A 24,430-nucleotide genomic window follows, 5' to 3' on the forward strand; every position below is an offset into this window, starting at 1 on the left:
TTGAATCCGGCACACGCGTCGCGACGCGAAGCCCGCCTGCCGTTGGAGCTCATGACCACGAGAAGAGTTTACCCTGCCATGTCCCCCCACGCAGCCTGGCTGGCCCGCGCCGCGCAGTTCTCACGCTATGCGAAGCGCGTTCTCGAACGCGACCCGGCGCTCCTCGAACCCTCGACCCTGGCGGAGGCCTACGGGCGCGAACGCATGGTCGGCGAACTGGTCGCTGACGCGCCCGCCGACGAGACTGCGCTCAAGCGCGCGGTGCGGCGGCTGCGCGCACGCGTCATGGTCCACGTGATGACGCGGGATCTCGCCGCGCGGCGCCGCTGGAGGAGGTGACAGCGACGGTATCCGCCCTGGCAGAGGTCACGACTTCGTTCGCCTTGCAGCATCTCCACGGCTGGCTCGTGCAGCAGTTCGGGGAACCGGTCGACGGCATGGGCAATCCGCAGGCCCTCATGGTCGTGGGCATGGGCAAGCTGGGGGGGGGTGAGTTGAACGTCTCGTCGGACATCGATCTCATCTTCGTCTACCCGGAAGACGGCGAGACCCGGGGCGGGCGCGGCGTCTCCGTCCACGAGTTCTTCACCCGCCTGGGGAGGAAGCTCATCGCGGCCCTGAGCGAACACACGGAGGACGGATTCGTTTTCCGTGTGGACATGCGCCTGCGCCCCTACGGCGACAGCGGCCCGCTCGCGGTGAGCCTCGACATGCTCGAGGAGTACTTCGCCACCCAGGGCCGTGCATGGGAACGCTACGCGTGGGTCAAGGCGCGGCCTCTCACCGGCGACCGGTGCAGCGAACTGGAAGGCGTGTCGCGTCCCTTCGTCTTTCGCCGCCACCTCGATTTCAGCGCCATCCAGTCGATGCGCGAACTGCACGCTCAGATATCGGCCGAGGTGCGACGGCGCGACATCGCGGACAACGTGAAGCTGGGGCCCGGCGGCATCCGGGAGGTCGAGTTCACGGCCCAGGTCTTCCAGCTCATTCGAGGCGGACGCGAGGCCAGCCTGCGCGTGCGACCCACGCTCCAGGCGCTTGCGGCGCTCGCGGAACGCGGTCTGATGCCCGAGGATGCTCGCGCGGAACTGGACGCCGCATACCGGTTCCTTCGCACCCTGGAGCACCGTCTCCAATATCTTGATGATCAGCAGACCCAGGAACTCCCGCGCTCTCCCGAGGATCGGGAGAGCGTCGCCCGATCCATGGGTTTCGCGGACTTCGACGCGCTGCACGCCTGCCTTTCGGTGCACCGGTCGAACGTCTCCCGTCAGTTCGACGCCATCTTCGCCGGCTTCGACGGGACCCGTGCCGACCCGGTCGGCGATGCGCTGCGAAACGGGATGGACGAAGCCAGCGCAGTTGCCCTGCTTGCCGGATTGGGCTACGGCCAGCCTGCCGAAGCACGTGACAAGGTCCGTGCGCTGCGCGCGAGCGCGCGTTTCCAGCGCATGTCGGCCCAGGGTCAGTCCCGGCTCGATCAGGTTCTGCCCAGGCTCGTCCGCGCCGCGGCACAACACGCTCCCGCCGACACGACGCTCGACCGGCTGCTCCGCATCGTGGAAAGCATCGGGCGGAGGGAGTCGTACATCGCCCTGCTGGTCGAATATCCACAGGCGCTGGATGCGGTCGCGCGGCTGGTCTCGCTCTCCCCCTGGGCCTGCGACTATCTGGCCCGGCACCCCATGCTCCTGGACGAGCTCATCGACGCACGCCAGCTGTCCGAACCCGACTGGCGAGCGCTGGATGGATCGTTGACGGCCGCTCTCGCGCAGGACGACGGCAATCTCGAGGCGCAGATGGACCGCCTGCGCAATTTCAAGCACACGCAGACATTCAGGCTGCTGGCGCTGGATCTCGCCGGAGCGTTGACGGTGGAACGTCTCTCGGACCACTTGAGCGATCTCGCGTGCCTGCTCCTCGGCCACGTGCTCCGGCTCACCTGGGACCGGTTGCCGATGCGGCACCGGCCGCTGCCCCGGTTCGCGGTGATCGGTTACGGCAAGCTGGGCGGCAAGGAACTCGGCTACGAAAGCGACCTGGACATCATTTTCCTTTACGACGACGAGTCACCAGCGGCATCTGAGAACTACGCGCGCCTCGCCCAACGCATGAACGGCATGATGAACAGCCATACGGGGGCCGGCATGCTCTACGAGACGGACCTGAGGCTGCGTCCGGACGGTGCCAGTGGCCTGCTGGTGAGCCGGCTCACCGCTTTCGAGGAGTACCAGCGCCAGCAGGCCTGGACCTGGGAACACCAGGCTCTGACCCGGGCCCGCTTCGTGGCGGGCGACCGCGACCTGGGGGATCACTTCGAGGCGTTGCGCACGGAAATCCTGCGTCAACCGCGGGACCTTGACACCCTGCGCGCCGAGGTGCTCGCGATGCGGAAGAAGATGCAGGACGGACATCCGAACTCATCCGGCCAGTTCGACGTCAAGCACGACCCCGGCGGAATCGTGGACGTGGAGTTCACGGTCCAGTATCTGGTGCTGGCCCATTCGGCCGCGCGGCCGGAACTGACGGGCAATATCGGCAACATCGCGCTTCTCAAACTGGCGGAAGCGCTGGGCCTCATCGATTCCCCGCTGGGATCCGCGTCGGCCGACGCCTACCGGACGTACCGGCGCCGGCAGCACGCACTGCGATTGAGGGGAGAGCGTTATGCGCGCGTGGCGCCAGGCGATCTCGTGCGGGAGAGAGAGGCGGTGATGTCTCTTTGGCGCTCGGTCTTCGGCACCTGATCCCGGATGCGCCGGCCGAGAAGGCGGTGGGCCGTGACCCGGCCCTTTCCCTTGAGGGGAAGCTCCACGGGATCGCCGAACTCGTAGCGGCCGGCCAGACGCGCATGGGTGTTGCCGTCCACGAGGATGCTTCCACCCGTCGCGTCCGTGGTCAGGCGGGACGCCAGATTCACCGTGTCTCCCCAGACGTCGTAGCTGAACCGGGTGGTCCCGATGACACCGGCCACCGCAGGCCCGGTCGCGATGCCCACGTGAAAGGCGATGTCGTACTTGCTCACGATGGGGTCCAGAGCAAAGGTCTGCTGCAACTGCAGCGCCATGTCGGCCATGGCCTCCACGTACGCGTCCATTTCGTAGTTGAGCCCGCCCACGACCATGTAGGCGTCGCCGATCGTCTTGATCTTCTCGAGACCATGCTGGGCGCACAGGTGGTCCATGCGGGTGAAGACGTGATTGAGCAGGCCGACGACCTGCCGTGGTTCCAGATCGCCCGCGAGCCGGGTGAAGCCCACCATGTCGGCGAACATCACTGTCACATCGGCGTGACCATCCGCGATGAGCCCGGCCTCGCGCTTCAACCGGGCTGCGATGTACGGCGGTAGCAGGCTGCGCAGGAGGGTCTCGGACATTTCCCGTTCCGCCTGCAGCAGGGCATGCTGCCGTCCCAGCTCGTCCTGCGCCTGCTCCCGCTGGCCCACGAGATGACGAAGAAGAAAGAACGCGATGGTGGAAAGCACAGCTCCGTTCAGTACGGCGAACAGCCCCACGGTCTTGCCGGGAATGCTGGGAACCGATTCGTCCGCGAAGTAATAGTCCCAGCCGACCGAGACCGTGAGCACCGCCGCATACGCAGCGAACCAGGGCAGAGAGCCGCGCCTGCCGTAGGCGAGCAGAGCCCCCAGAGGGGCGAGCATCGACAGCAGCAGAATGCCCGACGAAACGACGAACCCGCCCATGGACCAGTGGATGATGGCCGGGACGATCAGGAAGAGTCCCAGCTGGAGCGCCCGGTAGACACGGAAATTGCGCGATCGGAGGAAATAGATGAGCAGCGCCGCGACGCGACCTGGTACCCCAGCGGAAGAGTGGCGGGCAGCCTCACTCCGAACGCCCAATAGATCGCCAGCCAGACGGCCGCGGCGACGTTCGTGAGCGCAGCGGTGAACAGCAGCATGCTCTTGCGCAGACGTTCGTCGGCGGAATCGTCGGGATCGAACGTGATCCAGCCCAGCCGCTCCAGCCACGAAGGCGGCGATTGCGGGGGGGTTGGCCGAGGTGGCTCGGAGCGCTGCGGTGGCTTCTGGGACACTGGCTTGCCGCGGTGCCGCGGGGTCTCCTGGTGGACCGGCAGGTTTGTATTCGACCGACCCATGGACGCAGCGGCGGGTCCGGGCCTGCGCTCGACGACCGAACCGGTCCGGATGGCGAGCCGCCGGCCTCCCACCATCCCGCAGCCGGCGACATCGCGTGTGCCGCGGGTTCGCCCCTGGAGTTGCCCATCGATCAGCCGTCCGTCAAGGGTAGTGCAGGGGCGTCCGGGCGACAAGTCGGGGACAGGGGGCTTCGCGGCAACTGTCACGTTCTCCGGAATGGCGGGCTGTGCCTTCGTCGCGACGGAACGATCGGCTACAATTCTTCTCTTTGATCCGGGAGTGACTCAGCATGTCCATGGCAGACCGCGACGGCTTCATCTGGTACGACGGCAAGCTCGTGCCCTGGCGGGAAGCCAACACGCACGTGCTCACCCACTCCCTGCACTACGGTCTGGCGGTGTTCGAAGGCATGCGGGCCTACAACACCGCAAAGGGCACCGCGATCTTCCGGCTGCGCGAGCACATCGAACGGATGTACAACTCGGCGCACATCTACATGATGCAGATCCCCTTCACGCCCGAAGAGCTGATCGAGGCGTCGAAGGAAGTCGTGCGGGCCAACAAGCTCGAATCCTGTTACATCCGCCCCATCGCGTTCTACGGCTCGGAGAAGATGGGCGTCTCCCCCGCGGCGCCACGGTTCACGTGGCCATCGCCGCCTGGCCCTGGGGCGCGTATCTGGGTGCCGAGGGTCTGGAGAAGGGAATCCGGGTCAAGACCTCCTCCTATTCCCGCCATCACGTCAACGTGACCATGGCACGTGCCAAGTTCGCGGCAACCTATGCGAACTCGATCCTCGCCAATCTGGAAGCGACTCACGACGGCTACGACGAGGCGCTGCTGCTGGATGTCGACGGCTTCGTGGCGGAAGGCGCCGGAGAAAATCTGTTCGTGGTCAAGAATGGACGCATCTACGAACCCGAACTCACGTCGGCGCTGATCGGGATCACCCGCGACACCGTGGTCCAGCTGGCGCGGGACGCCGGCCTGGAGGTTCAGGCCAAGCGGCTCACCCGCGACGACATCTACATCGCGGATGAAGCGTTCTTCACGGGGACGGCGGCCGAAGTCACGCCCATTCGCGAACTGGACAACCGGCGAATCGGCCCCGGCACCTGCGGACCCGTCACCAAGCGGCTGCAGTCGGCGTTCTTCGATCTGGTGAACGCGCGCGACCCGAAACATCTCGAATGGCTCACCTTCGTCTGAACGTCGATGGAAACTGGCAAGACGGATAACCGTTCCCGTACCGTGGAGGTCACCGCAGCGGACCTCCCCCTCCACTGCCCCACGCCTGCCATGCAGTTGTGGAACACGCATCCCCGGGTGTTCCTGCCCATCCAGAACTCCGGCGAGGCGCTCTGCCCGTATTGCGGCACGCATTTCCGGCTGACGGGCGGCCCGGTCGCGACCGGACACTGACCGCCTGCTCTCGCAGGATCGGTTTCGGGCCTGCCATGGCGGCGGCTTCCCCGTGAGTCGGCGCATCCTGGTCGTGGGCCCGAGCTGGGTCGGTGACATGGTCATGGCGCAGCCGCTCGTTCATCAGCTGAGTGGCGGTGGCAAGGCCAGGGTGGATATGCTCGTTCCCCCATGGGTCATGGGGCTGGCCGCGCGCATGCCCGGAGTGACGGATGCCATGGCAAGCCCGTTCGGCCACGGTGAGCTCGCGCTCGGCAGGCGCTGGCGGCTCGGGCGCGACATATCCCCGCGCGGCTACGATCAGGCCGTCATCCTGCCCAACTCGCTCAAGTCCGCCCTGGTTCCCTGGTTTGCCGGCATCGCACGCCGCACGGGATTTCGCGGCGAGATGCGATGGGGCGTGCTGAACGACATCCGCGCTCTCGATCGCACCTCGGTGCCGCGGCTGGTGGACCGCTTCCTTCTGCTTGCAGACAGCGCTCCCTCCATTCCGCCCATGCCGCAGTTGCGGACGGACGAAACCCGGCAGCGCCAGTTGCTGGAACGCCTGCGCCTGGACGTTTCCCGGCCCGTCGCCGGACTGTGCCCCGGGGCCGAATTCGGCCCGGCGAAACGCTGGCCCCCCCGGCATTTCGCTGCGCTGGCAGTGCACCTGATCGAGCGCGGCATGAGGATCTGGCTCCTTGGATCCTCCCGGGACGCCGCCATCGCCACCGAGATCGAGGCGCAATGTCCGGAAGCCGTCGTGAATCTCTGCGGACGAACCACCCTGGAAGACGCCGTGGATCTGCTCGCAGCATGCTCGGTGGTGGTCAGCAACGATTCCGGACTCATGCATGTGGCCGCCGCCGTGGGACGCCCCGTGATCGCACTGTTCGGATCGAGTTCTCCGGAGTACACGCCACCGCTGTCGGCCACCGCCCGTATCGTGCGCAATCCGGTTCCCTGCAGCCCCTGCTTCAAGAGAGAATGCCCGCTCCGCCATTTCGATTGTCTTGACGGTCTGCTTCCGGCCACAGTCGTGGCACAGGTCGAGGCCGCCATGGAACTGCCACGATGACCGACGCACCGCGATTCTCCGACCCCGACGAGGCGGAAGAGGCTTTCTACGCCGCCTTCGAAACGGCCGATCTCGAAAGCATGATGAAACTGTGGGCCGACGATGACACGATCACGTGCGTCCATCCCGGGGGCAGCAGGCTGGTGGGCCGCGACGAGGTCCGCGAGTCCTGGCGCCAGATCTTCCAGAGCCAGATGCGGCTCAGCTTCCGCCTCACCGAGCGTCACGCGATCTCCGATCGCAACATCGCCGTTCATAGCGTTCTGGAAGAAATCGAGGTAAGTGGCCAAGGCGGGCTCAGCGCCGTCGTCGCCTCCACCAACGTGTTCGTCCTCACGAAAGACGGCTGGCGCATCTGGATGCACCACGCCTCCAATGCGGCGACCAGCGAGGAGGAAGCGGACGACGCGGCGGAAAGGCCGACGCTGCACTGACGCGCAGCGATCGCCCTACGCCCCGGATGGCTCGCAGTTCCTATCGGGCGCCATGGTGGCTCCCGAACCGGCATCTCCAGACGGTCTATCCGACGCTCGTTCTGCGCCCGAAAGCGCCGATGTATCGCAGGGAAGAGTGGGACACGCCCGATGGAGACTTTCTCGAGGTCGACTGGGTCGACGGCCCCGCCGGCAGGCCTCTGGTCGTGCTGTTCCATGGTCTCGAGGGCCACTCCCGCAGCCCCTATGCCGCGGCAATGATGCGGGCCATCCGCGACCGGGGGTGGCGCGGGGTGGTTCCGCATTTTCGCGGTTGCGGTGGACGCCCCAATCGGCTCGCCCGTGCCTATCACTCGGGCGATGCCGACGAGATCGACTGGATCCTGCGGCGCCTTCGGAGCGCGTGCGAAGACCCACTCTTCGCCGCGGGAGTGTCCCTGGGCGGCAATGCACTCCTCAAGTGGCTCGGCCGTGAGGGCGCAGGTGCTTCCAATGTGGTCGGGGCGGCGGCCGCGGTGAGCGCTCCCCTCGACCTGCAGGCGGCGGGACCGGCGCTGGGGCGCGGCCTCAACCGGATGTACACGCGCGAATTCCTTCGCACGCTGATCCCCAAGACACGAGACAAACTCGGACGGCAGGCCCATGGGTTCGATCTGAAGCGCATCGTGGCCGCCACCGATTTCGAGACGTTCGACGATGCATACACGGCACCCGCGCATGGCTTTGCCGATGTGAACGACTACTGGAAGCGCGCCAGCAGCAAGCCGGACCTGCCGCGGATCGCCGTGCCGACTCTGGTGCTCAATGCACGTAACGATCCCTTCCTTCCCGCCCGCCATCTTCCGGGTTCCGGGGACGTATCGGACCGGATCACCCTGGACCAGCCACAAGGGGGGGCACGTGGGATTCGTCAGCGGGCCATTCCCCGGCAATCTGACGTGGCTGACCGATCGACTGCTGGACTTCTTCGCCGCGCACCTGTCCTTGCCGTGAGGATCCCTCTCGCACGGAGGCATCCGCGCCAACCATTGGCACGCACGGATTCAGGCTCCACCAGCTTCCGCGCCGCATGCGCGATTGGACCGGGTGAAGAATCGTTCCGCGTGCGGCCGACCTGCCTCAGGGCATCGCCCACACTGCATGACCATCCTGCGGTTGGCACGCCCGCCTTCATGAATTTGCGCCGCTGCCCTACAGAAACAGGTCCCGCAAGCCGAAGTAACCGGGCGATGGGATAATTCCCCTGTCCTGAGACCTTCGAGCCCCCATGCCACGCATAGCACCCGAAATTTTCAAAGCCTACGACATCCGCGGCATCGTCGACCGCACGCTCACCACGGAAGCCGCCGAACTCATCGGACGCGCGTTCGGCTCCCAGGCGCTCCTGGAGGGAACGCCCCGGGTGGCCATCGGACGCGACGGCCGCATGTCCGGCCCCAGGCTTGCGGAAGCGCTCGCCCACGGCCTGCGCAGCGCGGGCTGCGACGTCGTGGACGTCGGGCGTGTGACCACGCCCATTCTGTACTTCGCCGCCCACCACCTGGGCACCCGCTCCGGAATCATGGTGACGGGCTCCCACAATCCCCCCGAATACAACGGCCTCAAGATGGTCATGGCCGATCGCGCCATTGCCGGAGAGGACATCCAGGCGCTGCGCCGTCGCATCGAGAGCAACGAGTTCGCAAGCGGACAAGGAAGCTACGAGACGGCCGACGTCGGTCAGGCTTACATTGACCGGGTCGTCGGAGACGTGAAACTCGCCCGCCCGATCGATCTGCTCGTGGATTGCGGCAACGGTGTGGCAGGCGCCTTCGCTCCTGCGCTCTATCGCGCCCTCGGATGCCGTGTCACGGAGATGTTCTGCGAGGTGGACGGCAATTTCCCCAATCACCATCCGGATCCGTCCCAGCCCGAGAACCTCGAGGATCTCATCGCCGCCCTGCGTTCCGCTGGGGAACTCGGCTTCGCCTTCGACGGCGACGGAGACCGGCTGGGCGTCGTGACGAAGAGCGGCCGCATCATCTATCCGGACCGCCAGCTCATGCTGTTCGCGGCCGATGTCCTCACGCGCAATCCGGGTGCGGACATCATCTTCGACGTGAAGTGCACGCGGCAGCTCTTTCCCTGGATCCGCGCGCGAGGCGGCAACCCGCTCATGTGGAAGACGGGCCACTCCCTGGTGAAGGCAAAACTGCGAGAGACAGGTGCGCCGCTGGCAGGCGAGATGAGCGGGCACGTCTTCTTCAAGGGAGCGCTGGTACGGATTCGACGATGGCCTCTACGCCGGCGCGCGGCTGCTGGAAATTCTCTCCCGCGAGAAGGATGTCAGCGTACCGCTGGAATCGCTGCCCGACTCCGTGAATACGCCGGAACTGCAGATCAAGCTGGAAGAAGGCGAGAACTACGCGGTGATCGACCGGTTGAAGAACCAGGGCAGGTTCGAGGGATCGCAGTCCATCGTCACGATCGATGGCGTCCGCGTCGAGTATCCGGACGGCTTCGGCCTCGCGCGGCCTTCCAACACCACGCCCGTCATCGTTCTACGCTTCGAAGGCGATAACGCAGCCGCACTGAACCGGATTCAGGAGGCGTTCCGACGGGAGATTCTCGCCGTGGCGCCATCGGCGCAGCTTCCTTACTGACCGCCGATCCCGCACACATCGTGGCCAACGGCGCCGCCACCGAGCTCTATCTCGGACGACAGCCCATCCTTGACGTCAAGGAGAACCTCGTCGCATTCGAGCTCCTGTTCCGATCCAGTCGCATGAACGGAGCGCAGATCGACGATGACCTGGTCGCGACGGCGACGGTGATCAACCACGCGTTCAGCGAACTGGGCGTCGACGCCGTACTGGGTCATTACACGGGATACATCAATCTCTCGGCCGCCCTGCTCATGTCCGATGTGATCGAGTTGCTTCCCAAGGACAGAGTGGTCCTCGAACTTCTCGAGACAGTCGAGATCACGGAGCGGCTCATCACCCGGCTCAAGGAACTCCGGGCGGCAGGATTCCGGCTCGCGCTGGACGACTATGTCGGCGACGAGGCCCAGTACGTGAAGGTCCTCGATCTGGTCGACGTGGTGAAGGTGGACGTGAGCGTGCTGACCACGGAGGAACTGGCGGCAGTGACGGGCCGACTCAAACGTTGGCCTGTCCGATTGCTCGCCGAAAAGGTGGACACGAAGGCGCAGGTCGAGCGTTACATGGCGCTCGGCTACGAGCTGTTCCAGGGCTACTACTTCGCCAAGCCGTCGATCATCACGGGACGCCGCCTGTCCCATGCCGAGACGGCGATCATGCGGCTGATGGGCCTCGTCCTGTCCGATGCCGAAAGCGGCGAGATCGAACAGGTGTTCAAGCGCAATCCGGACCTTTCCCTCAATCTGCTCCGTCTGGTCAACTCGGCTGCCGTGGGCGCCCAGCGCACGATCACGTCCCTGAACGAGGCCATTGCGCTGCTGGGCCGCAGCCAGCTGCAGCGCTGGCTCCAGCTTCTGATGTTCACGGTGTCGGCCAAGAGCGATGCCCGCTTTCCCAGCCCGTTGCTGGTCCTTGCCGCCACTCGCGGCAAGCTCATGGAATTGCTGTTCGCCGCGGCCAGTACCGGAAAGCGGCGCTCAGGCGACGAAGCATTTCTGACCGGCATCATGTCGCTCCTGGGCGCCCTGCTTGGGCTTCCCATGGCCGACGTCGTGAAGAATCTGCCGGTGCCGGAAGCCGTGCGCGACGCGGTCCTCGACCGCTCGGGTGAACTCGGCGCGCTGCTCACACTGACCGAGAAGGTGGAGCAGACGGATATTCCCGCCATCGAGGCCCTGCTCGCCACGCTGCCGTCGCTCGATCCCAGCAAGGTCAACGACGCCTACGTGGGCGCCATCGAATGGGCGAACAACATTGGGGACTCGGGTGACTGACCCTGGAGCAGCGGCGAGTTCTCGACGCGTCCAGCGGGGTGCCGCGGACCTGGGATCCGAAGCCCCCCCCTTCGACCGCCGTCAGTTCTCTTCCACGGCCTTCTTGAGTGCGTCCAATCCTGCCTTGTAGGCGTTGGTGAAGAACTTGGTGACCGTGGCATCGTCCTGACCTTCCGCGGCCGGATCCTGCCAGTAGTTGAGACGGGTGAATCGGCCGCTCCACACGACCTCGGTCTCGCCGTTGCCGGCATCCTTCACCTGGACCGTCGCGAAGTAGTCGCTGGCCATGACGGCCCCGTCCACGTACGTGTAGGTGAGGCGCATGTTGTAGGGATCGTATTCAGTCAGTTTCTCGAATACCTTGGTCCCGTTGCGGCGGATCAGTTCGCGGATCGCGCCTTCTTCGCTGCGCGACTTCAGTACCAGCCGGGTCGATGCCGCTGGCGGAAACCAGCGTGCGAGACCGCCGAAGTCGCCGACGTAGGTCCACACTTCCTCGGGCGAACCCTTGATCCGGATCGTCTGGGTCGTGGACAGTTCTTTCGCCTGCGCCCAGGCCAGCGACGGCAGCAACAATGCCGCCACGACTGCAATCGATCGTTTCATATCGACCATCTCCTCTGTTGTTCAACGACACAATCGTGCGAATTGCGCCTCACACATCGACGGAGAACAGACGCATCCGCGGTTGTCATGTCCTGCTCTTGACCCACTCGGCGACGGACGCCAGGGCCCCTGCCAGCTTGCCTGCGTCCGTGCCTCCGCCCTGTGCCATGTCGGGCCGCCCGCCGCCCTTTCCTCCGATCTGCGCGGCGACGTGCCCCACCAGTTCGCCTGCCTTCACCTTGCCGGTGAGATCGGCCGTGACCCCGGCGATGAGCGTGACCTTGTCTGCAGATTCGGCGCTGCCCAGCACGATCACCGCGGATCCGAGCTTGTCCTTGAGCTTGTCCACCGTCTCTCGCAGCGCCTTGCCGTCCGCGCCCTCCATGGAAGCCGCGAGCACCTTGACACCCTTCACGTCGACCGCAGCGGAGGCCAGATCCTCGCCCTGGGACGCGGCGAGTCTGCTCTTGAGCCTCGCCAGTTCCTTCTCCATGGCCTTCACGTTGTCGACCACCTGGGCGAGCCGGCTGCCCAGTTCGGAGGGCCCCGCCTTGAGCAACCCGGCGATGTCATTGAGCTGTCGTTCCTGCGCCTGAGCGAAGGCCAGCGCTCCGTCTGCCGTCACGGCCTCGATGCGTCGGACGCCGGCGGCCACGCCGGACTCGGCAACGACCTTGAAGAACCCGATGTCACCACTGCGCTTGACATGCGTTCCGCCGCAAAGCTCGGTGGAGAACTCGCCCATGCCGATCACGCGGACCTCGTCTCCGTACTTCTCGCCGAATAGCGCCATCGCACCAGCCTTGATGGCTTCGTCGTATTTCATTCGCCGCGCCTCGACGGAGACGTTGCGGCGGATTTCGCGGTTGACGAGCGCCTCGACCTGAGCAATCTCCTCGGACGTCAGCGGCTGGCCGTGGCTGAAATCGAAGCGGGTACGCTCGGACGTGACCAAGGAACCCTTCTGCTGGACGTGCATGCCGAGAACGGAACGCAGAGCCGAATGCATCAGATGGGTAGCGGAATGGTTGTAGGCCGTTCGCTGGCGGTCCTCCGCGTCGACCTGCGCGACCAGCGTGTCACCCAAGGTGATGCGGCCGGTCTCGACCCTCCCCTTGTGCCCGAACACGTCGGCCTGGATCTTCAGCGTATCGGCAACGGCGAACGTGCCATTTCCCGAGACGAGCTCGCCCGAATCGCCGACCTGTCCGCCGGACTCCGCGTAGAAAGGCGTGCGGTCCAGCACGATCACGGCTTCGTCTCCGTTCTCCACCGCGGGTACGGATGTCCCCTCGCGGTAGATCGCCAGCACCCGCGCATCCTCGATGCGCAACGTGTCGTAGCCATGGAATTCCGTCGCATCGCCGCGGTACTCCACACCCGACTGCATGGAGAACTTCGACGCAGCGCGTGCGCGTTCCCGCTGCTGCTCCATCGCGGTCTGGAATCCGGCGATGTCCACCGTGAATCCACGCTCCCGCGCGATATCGGCCGTGAGATCCAGGGGGAATCCGTAGGTGTCGTAGAGCTTGAAGACCGTGTCGCCGTCCAGCATGCGGTCTTCCTTGGTGAGCGCCGTCTCGAGCACCTCCATGCCGTGCTCCAGGGTTTCGGCAAACCGCTCCTCCTCCTGCTTCAGCACCTGCTCGACCTTGGCGCGGGAAGCCGGCAGTTCGGGATACGCCTCCCCCATGACACGCGACAGCTCGCTCACCAGCGTATGGAAGAAAGGCTGTTTCTGGCCCAGCTTGTAGCCGTGGCGGATCGCCCGGCGGATGATCCGCCGCAGCACGTAGCCACGGCCTTCGCTGCCGGGAATGACGCCGTCGGTGATCAGGAAGCTGCAGGCACGGATGTGATCGGCGATCACCTTGAGGGAATTGCTCTCGAGATCGTCGCTGTGCGTCGCGCGGGCCGCGGCAGCGATGAGGTCCTGGAAGAGATCGATGTCGTAGTTCGAGTGCACGCCTTGCATGACCGCGGAGATGCGCTCCAGGCCCATGCCCGTATCGACGGAAGGACGCGGCAGGGGATGCAGCTCGCCCTTCTCGTCCCGGTTGAATTGCATGAACACCAGGTTCCATATCTCGATGTAGCGGTCGCCGTCCGCATCGGGGGAACCCGGAGGCCCGCCGGCCACACCCGGTCCGTGGTCGAAGAAGATCTCGGTGCAGTATCCACAGGGGCCGGTATCGCCCATCTGCCAGAAGTTGTCGTTCGTCGGGATGCGAACCAGCCGGTCGGCCGGAACGTGGATATCGTCCAGCCAGATGCGGGCCGCACCGTCGTCGTCCGAATGCACCGTCACCCACAGCCGGTTCTCCGGCAGTTGCAGTTCCTTGGTGAGAAAACCCCACGCGAACTCGATCGCCTCGCGCTTGAAGTAGTCGCCGAAGCTGAAGTTGCCCAGCATCTCGAAGAAGGTGTGGTGGCGTGCCGTGTATCCGACGTTTTCGAGGTCATTGTGCTTGCCGCCCGCCCGCACGCATCGCTGCGACGTGGTGGCGCGCGTGTAGGGCCTGCGATCCTGACCGAGGAACACGTCCTTGAACTGCACCATGCCTGCGTTCGTGAACAGCAGCGTGGGATCGTTGCCGGGCACGAGCGGTGACGAGGACACGACCGCGTGACCGTTGCGGCGGAAGTACTCGAGGAAACGGTGACGGATTTCGCTGCTTTTCATGAATGACGATCCTGCTTCCGGAAATGACTCGTTACAGTTCGAAGGGCGTCCGCAGCACCTGGCGGATCACGTCCAGGCCAAAGCCGCGGTTGCGAAGGTACCGCGCCTGTCTTGCCCATTCGTCCATGCCTTCGGGCGGCGCAGCATACTTCCTTCTGAGTACCGCCAGAGCACGCGCCGGTTCATCCTCGCGTGCTGCCGCCACCACCGACTCGACGACAGACTCGGTCACGCCCCGGCTTCGCAACGCCTGCTCGAGCTTGAGCGCGCCGTGCCGGCCCCCGTGGCGGCGGGCCAGCTGTTCGCCGAAGCGGGCATCGGACAGATAACCGGAACGTTCCAGCTCGTCCAGGAGCCCGTCCACGTCGTCGTCCTGGCCGGCGTGCGTCTCCAGCTTCTTCTTCAGTTCTGCCCGGGCGTACTCGCGGCGGGCCAGCATGGACAGGGCACGGCTTCGCAGACCGAGGGTCAATCTTCTTCCGCGGCCACGGGTTCGGCCACTCCCACGGCCTCCCGGATGCGTTGTTCGATCTCCCGGGCGGTGTCGGGATGCTCTTTCAGGTACTCGCGGGCGTTGTCCTTCCCCTGCCCGATCTTGTCGCCCTTGTACGCGTACCAGGCACCGGACTTCTCCACGATGCGGTGGAGCACCCCCAGTTCGATGACCTCGCCCTGCCTGGAGATGCCCTCTCCATAGAGGATGTCGAAATCAGCCACGCGGAACGGCGGCGCAACCTTGTTCTTCACCACCTTGCAGCGGGTTTCGCTGCCGATCACTTCCTCGCCCTTCTTGATGGACCCGGTCCGGCGGATATCGATCCGTACCGACGCATAGAATTTGAGCGCGTTCCCTCCGGTCGTCGTTTCCGGATTGCCGAACATGACGCCGATCTTCATGCGGATCTGGTTGATGAAGATGACCAGGGTGTTGGAACGCTTGATGTTGGCCGTGAGCTTGCGCAGTGCCTGGCTCATCAGACGGGCCTGCAATCCGGGGAGCTGGTCGCCCATCTCTCCTTCGATCTCGGCCTTGGGTGTCAGAGCGGCGACCGAATCGATGACCACCACGTCGATCGAGCCGGAGCGCACCAGCATGTCCGCGATCTCCAGGGCCTGTTCGCCGTTGTCCGGCTGGGAGATCAGCAGATCTTCCACGTTGACGCCCAGCTTGCGAGCGTACTGGGGATCGAGCGCGTGCTCCGCATCGATGAAGGCGGCGGTGCCGCCCAGCTTCTGTGCCTCGGCGATGACCTGCAGGGTGAGCGTCGTCTTGCCCGACGATTCCGGTCCGTAGATCTCGACGATCCGGCCGCGGGGCAGGCCGCCGATGCCGAGGGCAAGATCCAGCCCGAGTGAGCCCGTGGAGACAACCTGGATGTCCTGCGAGATGTCGTTCTCGCCCAGACGCATGATGGAGCCTTTGCCGAACTGCTTCTCGATCTGAGACAAGGCGGCGGCGAGCGCCTTGGCTTTGTTGTCATCCATGGGGTGGCGGCGACCTGTGAGAATGTGGGAAACGGCGATTATGGCACAAGGGACTTGGCCGTCCCATTTGTATTTTATGTCTTCTATTCAGATACGTAGGAATCACGGAAGGCGACTTTCCCGAGCGTTCCCAGCATAAAGAAAGGGGGCATCCGGCCGTTATCGCTCCCATGGCTTCTCTCCCCCAGACGGTACGCAGCATCGGCCGCTTCGAAGTGGTGCGCCAGCTCGGGCGCGGCGCACAGGGATCGGTCTGGCTCGCCCACGATCCAGAACTGAAACGCGAGGTCGCGATCAAGACCATCGAGGTCGATGGGCGCAACAATCCGGCCGCGGTCAGGACGCTCCTCGATGAGGCGATCATGATGAGCCGCCTCGTGCATCCCAACATCGTCACCCTTTTCGACGCGGGACGGGACGGCGAGCAGCCCTACCTGGTGTTCGAGTTCGTGGCGGGCAGCACGCTCGCCACGTTGATCGAGAAATCCGGGCAGCTGCAACCCGCGCGGGCCAGCGAGATCGCCGTGCAGATTCTCAAGGGCATCGAATTCGCCCATCAGAAGGGCGTGGTCCATCGGGATCTGAAGCCCGGAAACATCATGATGACCGAGGATGGCATTCCCCGGATCATGGACTTCGGGATCGCGGCGCTGATCTCGACGCGAAGCGCCGAAGAGGACGGGTTTCACGGCACCCCGGCCTACACTGCCCCCGAGTACATCACGAAGCGCGAGTTCTCGCCGCGATCCGATGTCTTCTCCATGGGCATGATGCTGTACGAAATGCTCACCGGTTCGCCCGCCGTAAGCGGCAAGACCGTCTGGGAGCTTCTGCACAAGGTCTCCACGACGCCCTTCGACCGGCCGTCCACGCGGGCGGAGCAGGTGGACGAACGGCTGGATGCGCTGGTGATGCGGGCGCTGGCCAAGAATCCCGACGAGCGGTTCGAGTCGGCGCAAGCCTTTCGCGAGGCGCTCGAGAGCTACCTCAGACCCGCCATCGCGGCCGTGCCCACCGAAGCGGCGGGTGGCACCCTCGACTTCCTGTTGCGACGCATCCAGGTCAAGAGCGACTTTCCCGCCCTGTCGGGCACCATCAGCGCCGTCAGCCGGGCCGCGAACTCCACCAAGGAAGGAGTCGCCGCGCTGTCGGCGACGATCCTCAAGGACTTCGCGCTCACCAACAAGCTGCTCAAGCTGGTCAACACGGCGCGTTTCGGGCAGCTGGGCCGGGGTGTCTCGACGGTCTCCCGCGCCATCATGGTGATGGGCTTCGATCAGGTGCGCGCCATCGCCATCGGACTGGTCCTGTTCGACACCCTGCAGAACAAGTCGCAGGCGGCCAATCTGCGGGACGAACTGATCGCCACGTACTTCTCGGCGGTGCTCGGGCGAAGCCTCGCCGGACCCGCCGGTGTGCGTGACGGAGAAGAAGCGTTCATCGCCGCGATGTTCCATAACCTGGGCAGATTGCTCGCCGCCTTCTACTTCCACGACGAATTCCTGGAAATGCAGAAGATGGCCCGCAATGGCATTGCGGAACGCGAGGCCGCCATCCGCGTCTTCGGTACGTCCCTGGACGAACTGGGGGTTGCCGTGGCGCGATCGTGGAACTTTCCGCCGAACGTGATCGCCAGCATGAAGGAGGTGACCGAGGATCCCGATCGCGTCGCCAACGGTGATGCCGAGCGTCTGCGCATGCTGTCGGCCCTCGCGTACGCCATGACGGATGCAATCCGTCACTCCCCCGACGACGACCGGGAAGGCAGGCTCCTGGCGGTTCAGGGCCGGTTCGACCCCGCGCTGGGTGTCGATCAGGGTCAGATCATTGCCGCAGTAGGGAAATCAGTGGCGGACATTGCCCGGGATGCCCAGACCCTCGACCTCAAGACCACCGCGAGCCCGTTCTTCGAGCGGGCCGTGTCGTGGTCGCACCAGTTCAGCGAGGACGAGGAGATCGAGACACTCTCCGACACCCTGACCGGCGCGGTGCTCGCAGAGCAGGCCGCCCGCGGCGGCGAGAGCGACGCCCAATCGCTGCCGGCGAGGCGGAAGGCCACACTTTCGGCCGGCATCCAGGACATCACCGGTGCCCTGGTCGGCAAATTCGTATTGAACGACCTGCTCAAGATCGTCGTCGAGACGGTGCACCGCGCGGGCGGGTTCAGCCGCGTGATGCTCCTCACCAGCGACCCGGCCAGCAATTACATGAAGGCCCGTGTGGCTCTGGGCGTCGACGCGGAACAGCATGTCAAGAAAGGGTTTTCCGTGCCCTTGAGTGGCGGTCGGGATATCTTCCAGGCCGCCCTGACCCAGGGTGTCGACATCTCGATCGATGACATCGACGCGCCCAAGATAAGGGCTCATGTCCCCGACTGGTACCGCAAGGCCGTTCCCGCCAAGTCCGTGATGCTGTTCCCCATCGTGCTGAACAAGAAGGCGGTGGCACTGCTGTACGGCGATGCCGACACGGCCGGCGCCCTGGCTTTCGGCGCCGAGGAACTGTCCTTGCTTAAGACCCTGAGGAACCAGGTCGTCCTCGCCATTCGCACCCAGAATGTCTAACGCCGCACAGACCGTCGAAGCTACCGCGGCCACCTCCGCCCAGGACCTCACCGTCCTCTTTGCGGACGTGGCCGGCAGCACCCGCCTGTACGAACAGCTCGGCGACACCGAGGCGCTCCGCCGCGTCGGTGCCTGCCTCACCGCCGCATCGGACGCCGCCCAGGCCTACCAGGGCGAGGTGGTCAAGGAGATCGGCGACGAGATCATGTGCATCTTTCCTGACAGCGGCGCTGCTCTGCTCGCCGCCTGCGCGATGCAATCGGCCGTGCGCGGACTGCCGACGGTGAACGGCATTGCCATGGGATTGCGCATCGGCTTTCATACCGGACCGGTCCTGCGCAAGGACGGCGACGCCTTCGGCGATACCGTGAACGTGGCGGCGCGCATCGTGGCACTCGCCAGTGCGGGCCAGATCCTGGTGGGCGACGCCGCCTGTTCGACACTGCCGGCCTATCTCAAGTACGGAGTCCGTGCGCTCGGCCATGCGTCGTTGCGTGGCCGCAACGCAGAGATCCGGCTGCACGAAGTTGTCTGGGATCTCGGCGCCGACCTGACGCTCGTGGGGAGCACCATCTCGCAGCGTGGTCCCCAGGCCAATACCGCCCTGGAACTCAAGTTCGGCACCTACCGCTGGCGGGTCGAATCCGGTTCGATCACCATCGGACGGGACGCCACGAACCAGATCGTTCTGACCACCCGCCGCGCGTCCCGCAATCACGCCCGTATCGAAGCCCGCCAGGGCAAGTTCTTCGTGAAGGACACGAGCACGAACGGCACGTTCGTCCGCCCGGAGGACGGGGACGAAGTCCGCCTGAATCGCGAGGAGACGGTGCTGCACGGTCGCGGCAGCATCTTCTTCGGCGACCCGCCTTCTTCGGAAGGCGCGGAAGAACTCCGCTACTACATCGAGTGAACTCGCCCGGCCGCCCCTCCACAGGAAAGCCCCGGCGATGACGCGCGCCATCGCCGATCTGCTGTGGTGGCTGTGCTGGCACGGTTGGAAGTCGCTCAGAGCGCTATCCGGAGACGACGCCTACGACCGCTATCTGGCCAGCAGACTCCCCGACGATTCTTGCGGGCCTCCCATACCCCGGTCGCGCTTCTTCGAACTGCAGGTCAACCGGAAATGGGATCGCATCACCGCCTGCGGCCGGTATTCCGATCTTCGCTGAACGGTTCCCGCCTCGCGCGAGTCGCCCCCCCGGGCATTTCACCCCGGCATCGTTGCCGCGTGATGGCTGACGTCAGGCGGTGAACGGGCGCCCGGCGATGTCGATGATCCCTTCGAGCGCGGCCACCACGCTGCGACCGCGGACCTCGGCCCGATCGCCGGGAAACCGGAATGTCCGCACTTCACGGACGCCATCCGATCTTCCCCACGCCAGACATACCATGCCCACCGGCTTGGCCGGCGTGCCGCCTCCAGGACCCGCGACACCGCTGACCGCGACCGCCACCTGGGCTCCGCTTCGAGCCAGCGCACCCTCGACCATTTCAAGGACCACGGGCTCCGATACGGCACCGTGCCGGGCGAGAGTATCGGCAGAAACGCCCAACTCGGTCCGCTTGGCATCGTTGCTGTAGGTAACGTAGCCGCGCTCGTACCAGCCGGAACTCCCGGCCACCATGGTGATCGCGGCCCCGATGCCGCCCCCCGTGCAGGATTCGGCCGTGGTCAGACGCAAGCCACGCGACGCAAGCGCCTGCCCCGCCCTGGCCGCGAGATCGTGGAGAGAGGCGTCATCCATCCGTCACCACCGTCTTCCAGATAGCGATTGCGAGCAGGACATAGAACGCAGCCAGCAGGTCGTCCAGCATCACGCCAAACCCGCCTTTCAGCGTCCGGTCGAAGTGGCCGATGGGCGGAGGCTTGACGATGTCGAAGAAGCGGAAGAGCAAGAATCCGGCGACCTGCCACCAGAGCGTCTTGGGAATCATGAACATCACGAGCAGGAACGCGACGATCTCGTCGAACACGATCCCGCCGTGATCGTGCACGCCGAGCGCCCTGCCGGTGCGGTTGCATGCCCAGATGCCCAGCGCGAACAGCCCAAGCAGGACAAGCAGGAACTGGCCGTCGGAAAGTCGCGGATGAAGGAACCAGAAGAGGGGCACGGCGGCCAGGGTTCCGGCCGTGCCGGGTCCCGGCCGCATCAATCCGGAACCGAAGCCGAACGCGATGAAGTGGGCCGGGTGCCGAAGGACGAACGCGGCGGTCGGACGGACTGGCGAGGACTCAACGGAAGTGGTCATAGCCACTTCTCGACGTGTCCATGACGCAACCGCTTCGATCGAAGACACGCACTCCCGGGCCTTCGACGATGCGGCCGATGCGGGTCAGCGCGACCGGGGATTCCGAGGCGATGCGTGACACGGCCTCGCGCGATCGTTCCGGTGCGGTCACGATCAGTTCGTAGTCGTCGCCGCCCCCCAGCACGGCCGCTGCGCGATCCTGAGGCGAAAGGGTGGCGAGCGCGGAGGAATGCGGCAGCCGATCCCACTGAAGCTCCGCACCCGCGTTGGAGGCTTCGCACACATGGCCAAGGTCGGCGAGGAGTCCATCCGAAACATCGATGGCCGCCTGTGCGACGCCGGCGAGACGTGTGCCCAGTGACACTCGCGGTTCCGGACGATCGAGCCGGCGGCGGCAATGCCGCACGTCCGCGGAATGCGCACCGGTGGCTTCACGATACGTCCGCAGACCGAATGCCGCCTCCCCGGTACACCCGCTGACATAGATGTCGTCGCCGATGCGCGCGGCACTCCGCCGCAAGGCCCGGTCAGGCGCCACTTCTCCGATCGCCGTCACGCACAGATTGCGCGGCCCTTTCGTGGTGTCGCCTCCCGCCAGGTCGACGTCGAACCTGCGCGCGAGCGCCAGCAGTCCGCGGGAGAACGCCTCGCACCATTCGTCGCCGGCGTCCGGCAATGCCATGGCGAGAAAGGCCCACCGCGGCTGGGCACCCATCGCTGCAAGGTCCGAGAGATTCACGGCAAGGGTCTTGTGTCCGAGAGACTCCGGGTCGGCACCGGCCAGGAAATGGACGCCTTCCACGAGCATGTCGGTCGTCACGGCAAGCTGGCGGCCGGGCGTCGGTGCGAGCAGGGCCGCATCGTCGCCTCCTGCCACCGCTGTGTGACTGACACCCGGCGTGAAGTACCGGGCAATGAGAGCGAACTCGGAAGACATGACGGAATTCTAACCGCCCCTGCTCCGGGCTTCGTCACGAGGGAGGTGCGATGCTTCGGATAGCGGACCGGCAAGGGGGCGAGGACCGAGGTCGCCCGTGCCGGATCAACGCCGCCGGGCTTCGTCCGGCCGCACTTCCATAGCAAGGCGGTCGAGCACTCCGTTGACGTACTTGTGACCATCGGTGCCGCCGAAGGTCTTGGCCAGTTCCACGGCCTCGTTGATGATGACCCGATAGGGCGTCTCGACGTGCGCCGACAGCTCCAGCGCCCCCATCAGCAGAATGGCATGTTCAACAGGAGACAGGCTGTCGACCTTCCGGTCGAGCAGCGGGGCGAGCGATTCGCGCAGTCCTTCGGAATGGGACAGGACACCGTCCACGATACGGTCGTACAGGGCGGCATCCGCCTTCGGAAAGCGCTCGTCCAGCCGGGCGTCCCGCTTGATCTCCATGGCTTCACGAGGATTGATGAGCCAGGCGTAGAGCGTCTGGACGGCCAGTTCGCGGCTGATGCGCCGCGCGTTCTTGGGGCGGGGTCTGGGCTCTGCGGAATCAGTCACGTTCGTCCTCGATGGCCTGGAGCAGGTTGGCCATCTCCACGGCCACACGCCCCGCCTCGGCCCCCTTGACGTGCATGCGTTCCTCCGCCTGGGCATCCGTCTCGGTGGTCAGCACTCCATTCGCGACCGGAACACCGCTGTCGAGCTGCACCCGCATGATCCCGGCCGCGGACTGGTCGGACACGATCTCGAAGTGATACGTCTCGCCGCGGATCACGGCGCCCAGCGCCACCAGTGCCGTGAACTGGCCCGACCCGGCCAGCTTGGAAAGCGCGATGGGAATCTCGAGTGCGCCCGCGACCGTGACGATCGTGATGTCGTCCTTTCGGACTCCGAGCGACAGCAGTTCGGTCACGCACGCGCGCAGGAGCGCATCGCACACACCGGAATTGAAACGGCTCATGACGATGCCGATCGTCAGCCCCTCCCCCGAGAGATCGGATCCGATCTCGTAGATGTCGTCGTACCTTGCCATGGTGTTCTCCCGGATCAGGCGGATCGCGCAGGCGGCCGGGGCTCGACGTGCCCGGTCACCTCGAGGTCGAAGCCGGTCATGCTGGGCATGCGGCGAGGATGTGCGAGAAGGCGCATGCGCGCCACGCCCAGGTCACGGAGGATCTGGGCTCCGATGCCGTAGGTGCGCAGATCCAGCTTGCGCCGCCCGTTCCCGCGGCTATCGGCACAGACGCGCGCGAGCAGATCGGCGCCCGTCTCGGTCCTGTGCAGCAGGACGATCACGCCGCGGCCCTCGCCGGCAATGGTCTGCATGGCATCGTTCAGACTCCACGAGTGCGTGGTGTCCCTCGCGTCCAGAGCATCCAGAGCCGAGAACGGTTCATGCACACGCACGAGAACCTCGTCCTCCGTGGCCACGTCCCCCTTCACGAGTGCGAGATGCGTGTCGCGCGTGGTCTTGTCCACGTACGCGACGAGGCGGAAATCGCCGTGAACGCTTGGCAGGACCCGCTCGTGGGCACGTTCGACCAGAGACTCCGTCCGGCTGCGATAGTGGATGAGATCCGCGATGGTTCCGATCTTGAGGCCATGCTGCCTGGAGAATTCCACGAGGTCCGGCAGCCGCGCCATGGTGCCGTCGTCCTTGAGGATCTCGCAGATGACGGCGGCGGGTTCCACGCCGGCGAGCTGGGCAAGATCGCAGCCCGCCTCGGTGTGGCCGGCCCTCACGAGCACACCGCCGGGCTGGGCCATCAGCGGGAAGATGTGTCCCGGCTGCACGACGTCGCCAGGCCGGGCATCCCGCTCCACTGCAGTCCTGACCGTATGCGCACGATCCGCCGCCGAGATGCCGGTCGTGACGCCCTCGGCTGCCTCGATCGATACCGTGAAATTCGTCCCCATCTGCGAACGGTTGCTGGACACCATCAGGCCCAGGTTCAACTGCCGGCAGCGAGACTCCGTCAACGTGAGACAGATGAGCCCCCGTCCGAATCGGGCCATGAAGTTGATGGCCTCGGGGGTGACGAACTGGGCCGCCATGACGAGATCGCCTTCGTTCTCGCGATCCTCCTCGTCGACGAGCACGACCATGCGGCCGGCGCGAAGCTCGTCGATGATCTCGGGTGTTGCACTGATGGTCATGCGTTGCGTTGCCTGATGTGCGTTCGCCTGAGGCGAAGCGAGAGACACCTGCGCCAAGAAGTCGCCCGTGCGTGCCGCCCGCGCGAAAGGGACCGCATTCTACCGTGTCGACCCGGCCTCGGCATCCGGACTCCGGGCGTCCACGCGGAAACTCCGGCGCGGCCACGACGCCGGGGAAACGTACGCCGGCACGCCGCAAACGCGGTTCCGCGAGCGAGGATCTCGCCGAACGAAGCCCCAGTCTGCCTGTCCCCGCTGATCAGGCCCGTTCGCCGCGAATGAGATCCGACGCCTTCTCCGCGATCGCCATCGTCGCCGCGCACGTGTTGGCCGAAGGAATGCGGGGCATGACCGAGGCGTCCACGACTCTCAGTGCGTCCACACCGTGGACCCTGAGCGATGCGTCGACCACGGCGCCGGGATCGCCTGCCGGTCCCATCCGGGCGGTGCCGTTCACGTGATAGGACGACACGCCGTATCGCCGGATGAAGTCCAGGACCTCGTCGTCCCGCTGGACCTGCACTCCGGGCATGCTCTCCGACACCACGAACGGAGAGAGCGCCCGGGTGCGCAACAGCCTCCGCGCCAGCCGTACGCCGTCGATCAGCGTGCGCCGGTCCTCGGCGTGCGACAGGTAGTTGGGCTGGATCCGTGGAGCCGCGAACGGATCGGATGACCGGATCTCCACCGTGCCGGTGCTTTGCGGACGGTGCTGCCAGACGCCGCAGGTCATGCCCGGAAAGACGTCCAGCACGCCGACGTAACCTTCGCGGTAGCTCGCGGGCGAAGA

The 24,430-nt window shown here is 65.6% G+C and carries 19 protein-coding genes and 5 pseudogenes; 11 read left to right on the plus strand and 13 right to left on the minus strand.

From position 1 onward, the window contains the following. Window positions 1-78 precede the first annotated feature (78 nt). A pseudogene (gene glnE, locus IPK20_19700) lies at window positions 79-2,747 on the plus strand (bifunctional [glutamate--ammonia ligase]-adenylyl-L-tyrosine phosphorylase/[glutamate--ammonia-ligase] adenylyltransferase). Here glnE and IPK20_19705 read toward each other — a convergent pair. Further along, entirely contained in the window at window positions 2,666-3,703 is a 1,038-nt protein-coding gene (locus IPK20_19705) for an adenylate/guanylate cyclase domain-containing protein (protein ID MBK8018711.1), read from the minus strand. The pseudogene glnE and the gene IPK20_19705 sit on opposite strands and share 82 nt — an antisense overlap. A gap of 26 nt (window positions 3,704-3,729) precedes the next feature. Beyond that, window positions 3,730-4,056, minus strand: a complete 327-nt coding sequence (locus IPK20_19710) for a hypothetical protein (GenBank protein MBK8018712.1) — start codon at window positions 4,054-4,056, stop codon at window positions 3,730-3,732. A 353-nt stretch (window positions 4,057-4,409) separates the two neighbouring features. Here IPK20_19710 and IPK20_19715 point away from each other — a divergent pair. The 7 genes and pseudogenes from IPK20_19715 to IPK20_19745 all read left to right on the plus strand — a co-directional run bounded on the left by IPK20_19715 (window position 4,410) and on the right by IPK20_19745 (window position 10,952). After that, window positions 4,410-5,329: pseudogene (locus IPK20_19715) on the plus strand (branched-chain amino acid transaminase). A 6-nt stretch (window positions 5,330-5,335) separates the two neighbouring features. Then, window positions 5,336-5,542, plus strand: coding sequence for a zinc-finger domain-containing protein (locus IPK20_19720; GenBank protein MBK8018713.1), 207 nt, complete (start codon window positions 5,336-5,338; stop codon window positions 5,540-5,542). 52 nt (window positions 5,543-5,594) lie between these two features. After that, the gene (gene waaF / locus IPK20_19725) at window positions 5,595-6,602 is read left to right on the plus strand and encodes a lipopolysaccharide heptosyltransferase II (GenBank protein ID MBK8018714.1); all 1,008 of its coding nucleotides are present in this window, start codon (window positions 5,595-5,597) and stop codon (window positions 6,600-6,602) included. After that, entirely contained in the window at window positions 6,599-7,036 is a 438-nt protein-coding gene (locus IPK20_19730; protein MBK8018715.1) for a nuclear transport factor 2 family protein, read from the plus strand. Before waaF ends, IPK20_19730 begins: the two co-directional genes overlap by 4 nt. A gap of 26 nt (window positions 7,037-7,062) precedes the next feature. Beyond that, a pseudogene (locus IPK20_19735) lies at window positions 7,063-8,029 on the plus strand (alpha/beta fold hydrolase). A gap of 274 nt (window positions 8,030-8,303) precedes the next feature. Then, window positions 8,304-9,678, plus strand: a pseudogene (locus tag IPK20_19740) (phosphomannomutase/phosphoglucomutase). 41 nt (window positions 9,679-9,719) lie between these two features. Then, window positions 9,720-10,952: pseudogene (locus IPK20_19745) on the plus strand (EAL domain-containing protein). Between the two features lie 81 nt (window positions 10,953-11,033). Here the strand turns inward: IPK20_19745 and IPK20_19750 are convergent. The 4 genes from IPK20_19750 to recA all read right to left on the minus strand — a co-directional run bounded on the left by IPK20_19750 (window position 11,034) and on the right by recA (window position 15,726). Beyond that, window positions 11,034-11,558 carry an SRPBCC family protein gene (locus tag IPK20_19750; GenBank protein ID MBK8018716.1) on the minus strand — a complete coding sequence of 175 codons (525 nt, stop codon included), beginning with the start codon at window positions 11,556-11,558 and terminating at the stop codon, window positions 11,034-11,036. Window positions 11,559-11,643: 85 nt separating this feature from the next. Next, window positions 11,644-14,241, minus strand: coding sequence for an alanine--tRNA ligase (alaS, locus tag IPK20_19755; protein MBK8018717.1), 2,598 nt, complete (start codon window positions 14,239-14,241; stop codon window positions 11,644-11,646). A 31-nt stretch (window positions 14,242-14,272) separates the two neighbouring features. Continuing rightward, a complete protein-coding gene (gene recX, locus IPK20_19760; protein ID MBK8018718.1) occupies window positions 14,273-14,713 on the minus strand; it encodes a recombination regulator RecX in 441 nt (146 codons plus the stop codon). Next, window positions 14,710-15,726 (minus strand): recombinase RecA, encoded by a 1,017-nt coding sequence (gene recA / locus IPK20_19765; protein ID MBK8018719.1) that lies wholly within the window; start codon window positions 15,724-15,726, stop codon window positions 14,710-14,712. Before recA ends, recX begins: the two co-directional genes overlap by 4 nt. A gap of 170 nt (window positions 15,727-15,896) precedes the next feature. On the opposite strand from recA, the gene IPK20_19770 reads away from it, so the two are divergent. From IPK20_19770 to IPK20_19780, 3 genes are read left to right on the plus strand one after another with little or no spacing between them, the layout of a single operon-like run. Beyond that, window positions 15,897-18,290 (plus strand): protein kinase, encoded by a 2,394-nt coding sequence (locus IPK20_19770; GenBank protein ID MBK8018720.1) that lies wholly within the window; start codon window positions 15,897-15,899, stop codon window positions 18,288-18,290. Beyond that, window positions 18,283-19,203 (plus strand): adenylate/guanylate cyclase domain-containing protein, encoded by a 921-nt coding sequence (locus IPK20_19775; GenBank protein MBK8018721.1) that lies wholly within the window; start codon window positions 18,283-18,285, stop codon window positions 19,201-19,203. The genes IPK20_19770 and IPK20_19775 overlap by 8 nt, the downstream gene beginning before the upstream one ends. Before the next feature lie 37 nt (window positions 19,204-19,240). Continuing rightward, window positions 19,241-19,462: a hypothetical protein gene (locus IPK20_19780; protein ID MBK8018722.1), complete on the plus strand. Its 222-nt coding sequence runs from the start codon at window positions 19,241-19,243 to the stop codon at window positions 19,460-19,462. A gap of 72 nt (window positions 19,463-19,534) precedes the next feature. Here the strand turns inward: IPK20_19780 and IPK20_19785 are convergent, their stop codons facing one another. The 7 genes from IPK20_19785 to IPK20_19815 form a co-directional block, all read right to left on the minus strand. After that, window positions 19,535-20,038 (minus strand): CinA family protein, encoded by a 504-nt coding sequence (locus tag IPK20_19785; GenBank protein ID MBK8018723.1) that lies wholly within the window; start codon window positions 20,036-20,038, stop codon window positions 19,535-19,537. Next, entirely contained in the window at window positions 20,031-20,543 is a 513-nt protein-coding gene (locus tag IPK20_19790) for a phosphatidylglycerophosphatase A (GenBank protein ID MBK8018724.1), read from the minus strand. The genes IPK20_19785 and IPK20_19790 overlap by 8 nt, the downstream gene beginning before the upstream one ends. Continuing rightward, on the minus strand, window positions 20,527-21,480 hold the full coding sequence (gene thiL / locus IPK20_19795; GenBank protein MBK8018725.1) for a thiamine-phosphate kinase: 954 nt from the start codon (window positions 21,478-21,480) through the stop codon (window positions 20,527-20,529). The genes IPK20_19790 and thiL overlap by 17 nt, the downstream gene beginning before the upstream one ends. Window positions 21,481-21,585: 105 nt before the next feature. Next, a complete protein-coding gene (gene nusB / locus IPK20_19800) occupies window positions 21,586-22,137 on the minus strand; it encodes a transcription antitermination factor NusB (protein MBK8018726.1) in 552 nt (183 codons plus the stop codon). Then, a complete protein-coding gene (locus IPK20_19805) occupies window positions 22,034-22,516 on the minus strand; it encodes a 6,7-dimethyl-8-ribityllumazine synthase (GenBank protein MBK8018727.1) in 483 nt (160 codons plus the stop codon). Before IPK20_19805 ends, nusB begins: the two co-directional genes overlap by 104 nt. A 14-nt stretch (window positions 22,517-22,530) precedes the next feature. Further along, window positions 22,531-23,640, minus strand: coding sequence for a 3,4-dihydroxy-2-butanone-4-phosphate synthase (gene ribB, locus IPK20_19810; GenBank protein MBK8018728.1), 1,110 nt, complete (start codon window positions 23,638-23,640; stop codon window positions 22,531-22,533). Window positions 23,641-23,899: 259 nt separating this feature from the next. After that, window positions 23,900-24,430 (minus strand): choline dehydrogenase (locus IPK20_19815; GenBank protein MBK8018729.1); only part of this gene is annotated, 531 nt, incomplete at its 5' end.

Source organism: Betaproteobacteria bacterium (genome assembly GCA_016713305.1).
Taxonomy (GTDB): Bacteria; Pseudomonadota; Gammaproteobacteria; order Burkholderiales.

What these genes read in the sequence shown, in the direction of transcription:
- IPK20_19705 (MBK8018711.1), bottom strand. Translation starts at nt 3,703, where the DNA reads ATGGGCGGGTTCGTCGTTTCGTCGGGCATTCTGCTGCTGTCGATGCTC.
- IPK20_19720 (MBK8018713.1), top strand. Translation starts at nt 5,336, where the DNA reads ATGGAAACTGGCAAGACGGATAACCGTTCCCGTACCGTGGAGGTCACC.
- IPK20_19730 (MBK8018715.1), top strand. Translation starts at nt 6,599, where the DNA reads ATGACCGACGCACCGCGATTCTCCGACCCCGACGAGGCGGAAGAGGCT.
- IPK20_19750 (MBK8018716.1), bottom strand. Translation starts at nt 11,558, where the DNA reads ATGAAACGATCGATTGCAGTCGTGGCGGCATTGTTGCTGCCGTCGCTG.
- alaS (MBK8018717.1), bottom strand. Translation starts at nt 14,241, where the DNA reads ATGAAAAGCAGCGAAATCCGTCACCGTTTCCTCGAGTACTTCCGCCGC.
- recA (MBK8018719.1), bottom strand. Translation starts at nt 15,726, where the DNA reads ATGGATGACAACAAAGCCAAGGCGCTCGCCGCCGCCTTGTCTCAGATC.
- IPK20_19770 (MBK8018720.1), top strand. Translation starts at nt 15,897, where the DNA reads ATGGCTTCTCTCCCCCAGACGGTACGCAGCATCGGCCGCTTCGAAGTG.
- IPK20_19775 (MBK8018721.1), top strand. Translation starts at nt 18,283, where the DNA reads ATGTCTAACGCCGCACAGACCGTCGAAGCTACCGCGGCCACCTCCGCC.
- IPK20_19780 (MBK8018722.1), top strand. Translation starts at nt 19,241, where the DNA reads ATGACGCGCGCCATCGCCGATCTGCTGTGGTGGCTGTGCTGGCACGGT.
- IPK20_19785 (MBK8018723.1), bottom strand. Translation starts at nt 20,038, where the DNA reads ATGGATGACGCCTCTCTCCACGATCTCGCGGCCAGGGCGGGGCAGGCG.
- IPK20_19790 (MBK8018724.1), bottom strand. Translation starts at nt 20,543, where the DNA reads ATGACCACTTCCGTTGAGTCCTCGCCAGTCCGTCCGACCGCCGCGTTC.
- thiL (MBK8018725.1), bottom strand. Translation starts at nt 21,480, where the DNA reads ATGTCTTCCGAGTTCGCTCTCATTGCCCGGTACTTCACGCCGGGTGTC.
- nusB (MBK8018726.1), bottom strand. Translation starts at nt 22,137, where the DNA reads ATGCCCAGGCGGAGGAACGCATGCACGTCAAGGGGGCCGAGGCGGGGC.
- IPK20_19805 (MBK8018727.1), bottom strand. Translation starts at nt 22,516, where the DNA reads ATGGCAAGGTACGACGACATCTACGAGATCGGATCCGATCTCTCGGGG.
- ribB (MBK8018728.1), bottom strand. Translation starts at nt 23,640, where the DNA reads ATGACCATCAGTGCAACACCCGAGATCATCGACGAGCTTCGCGCCGGC.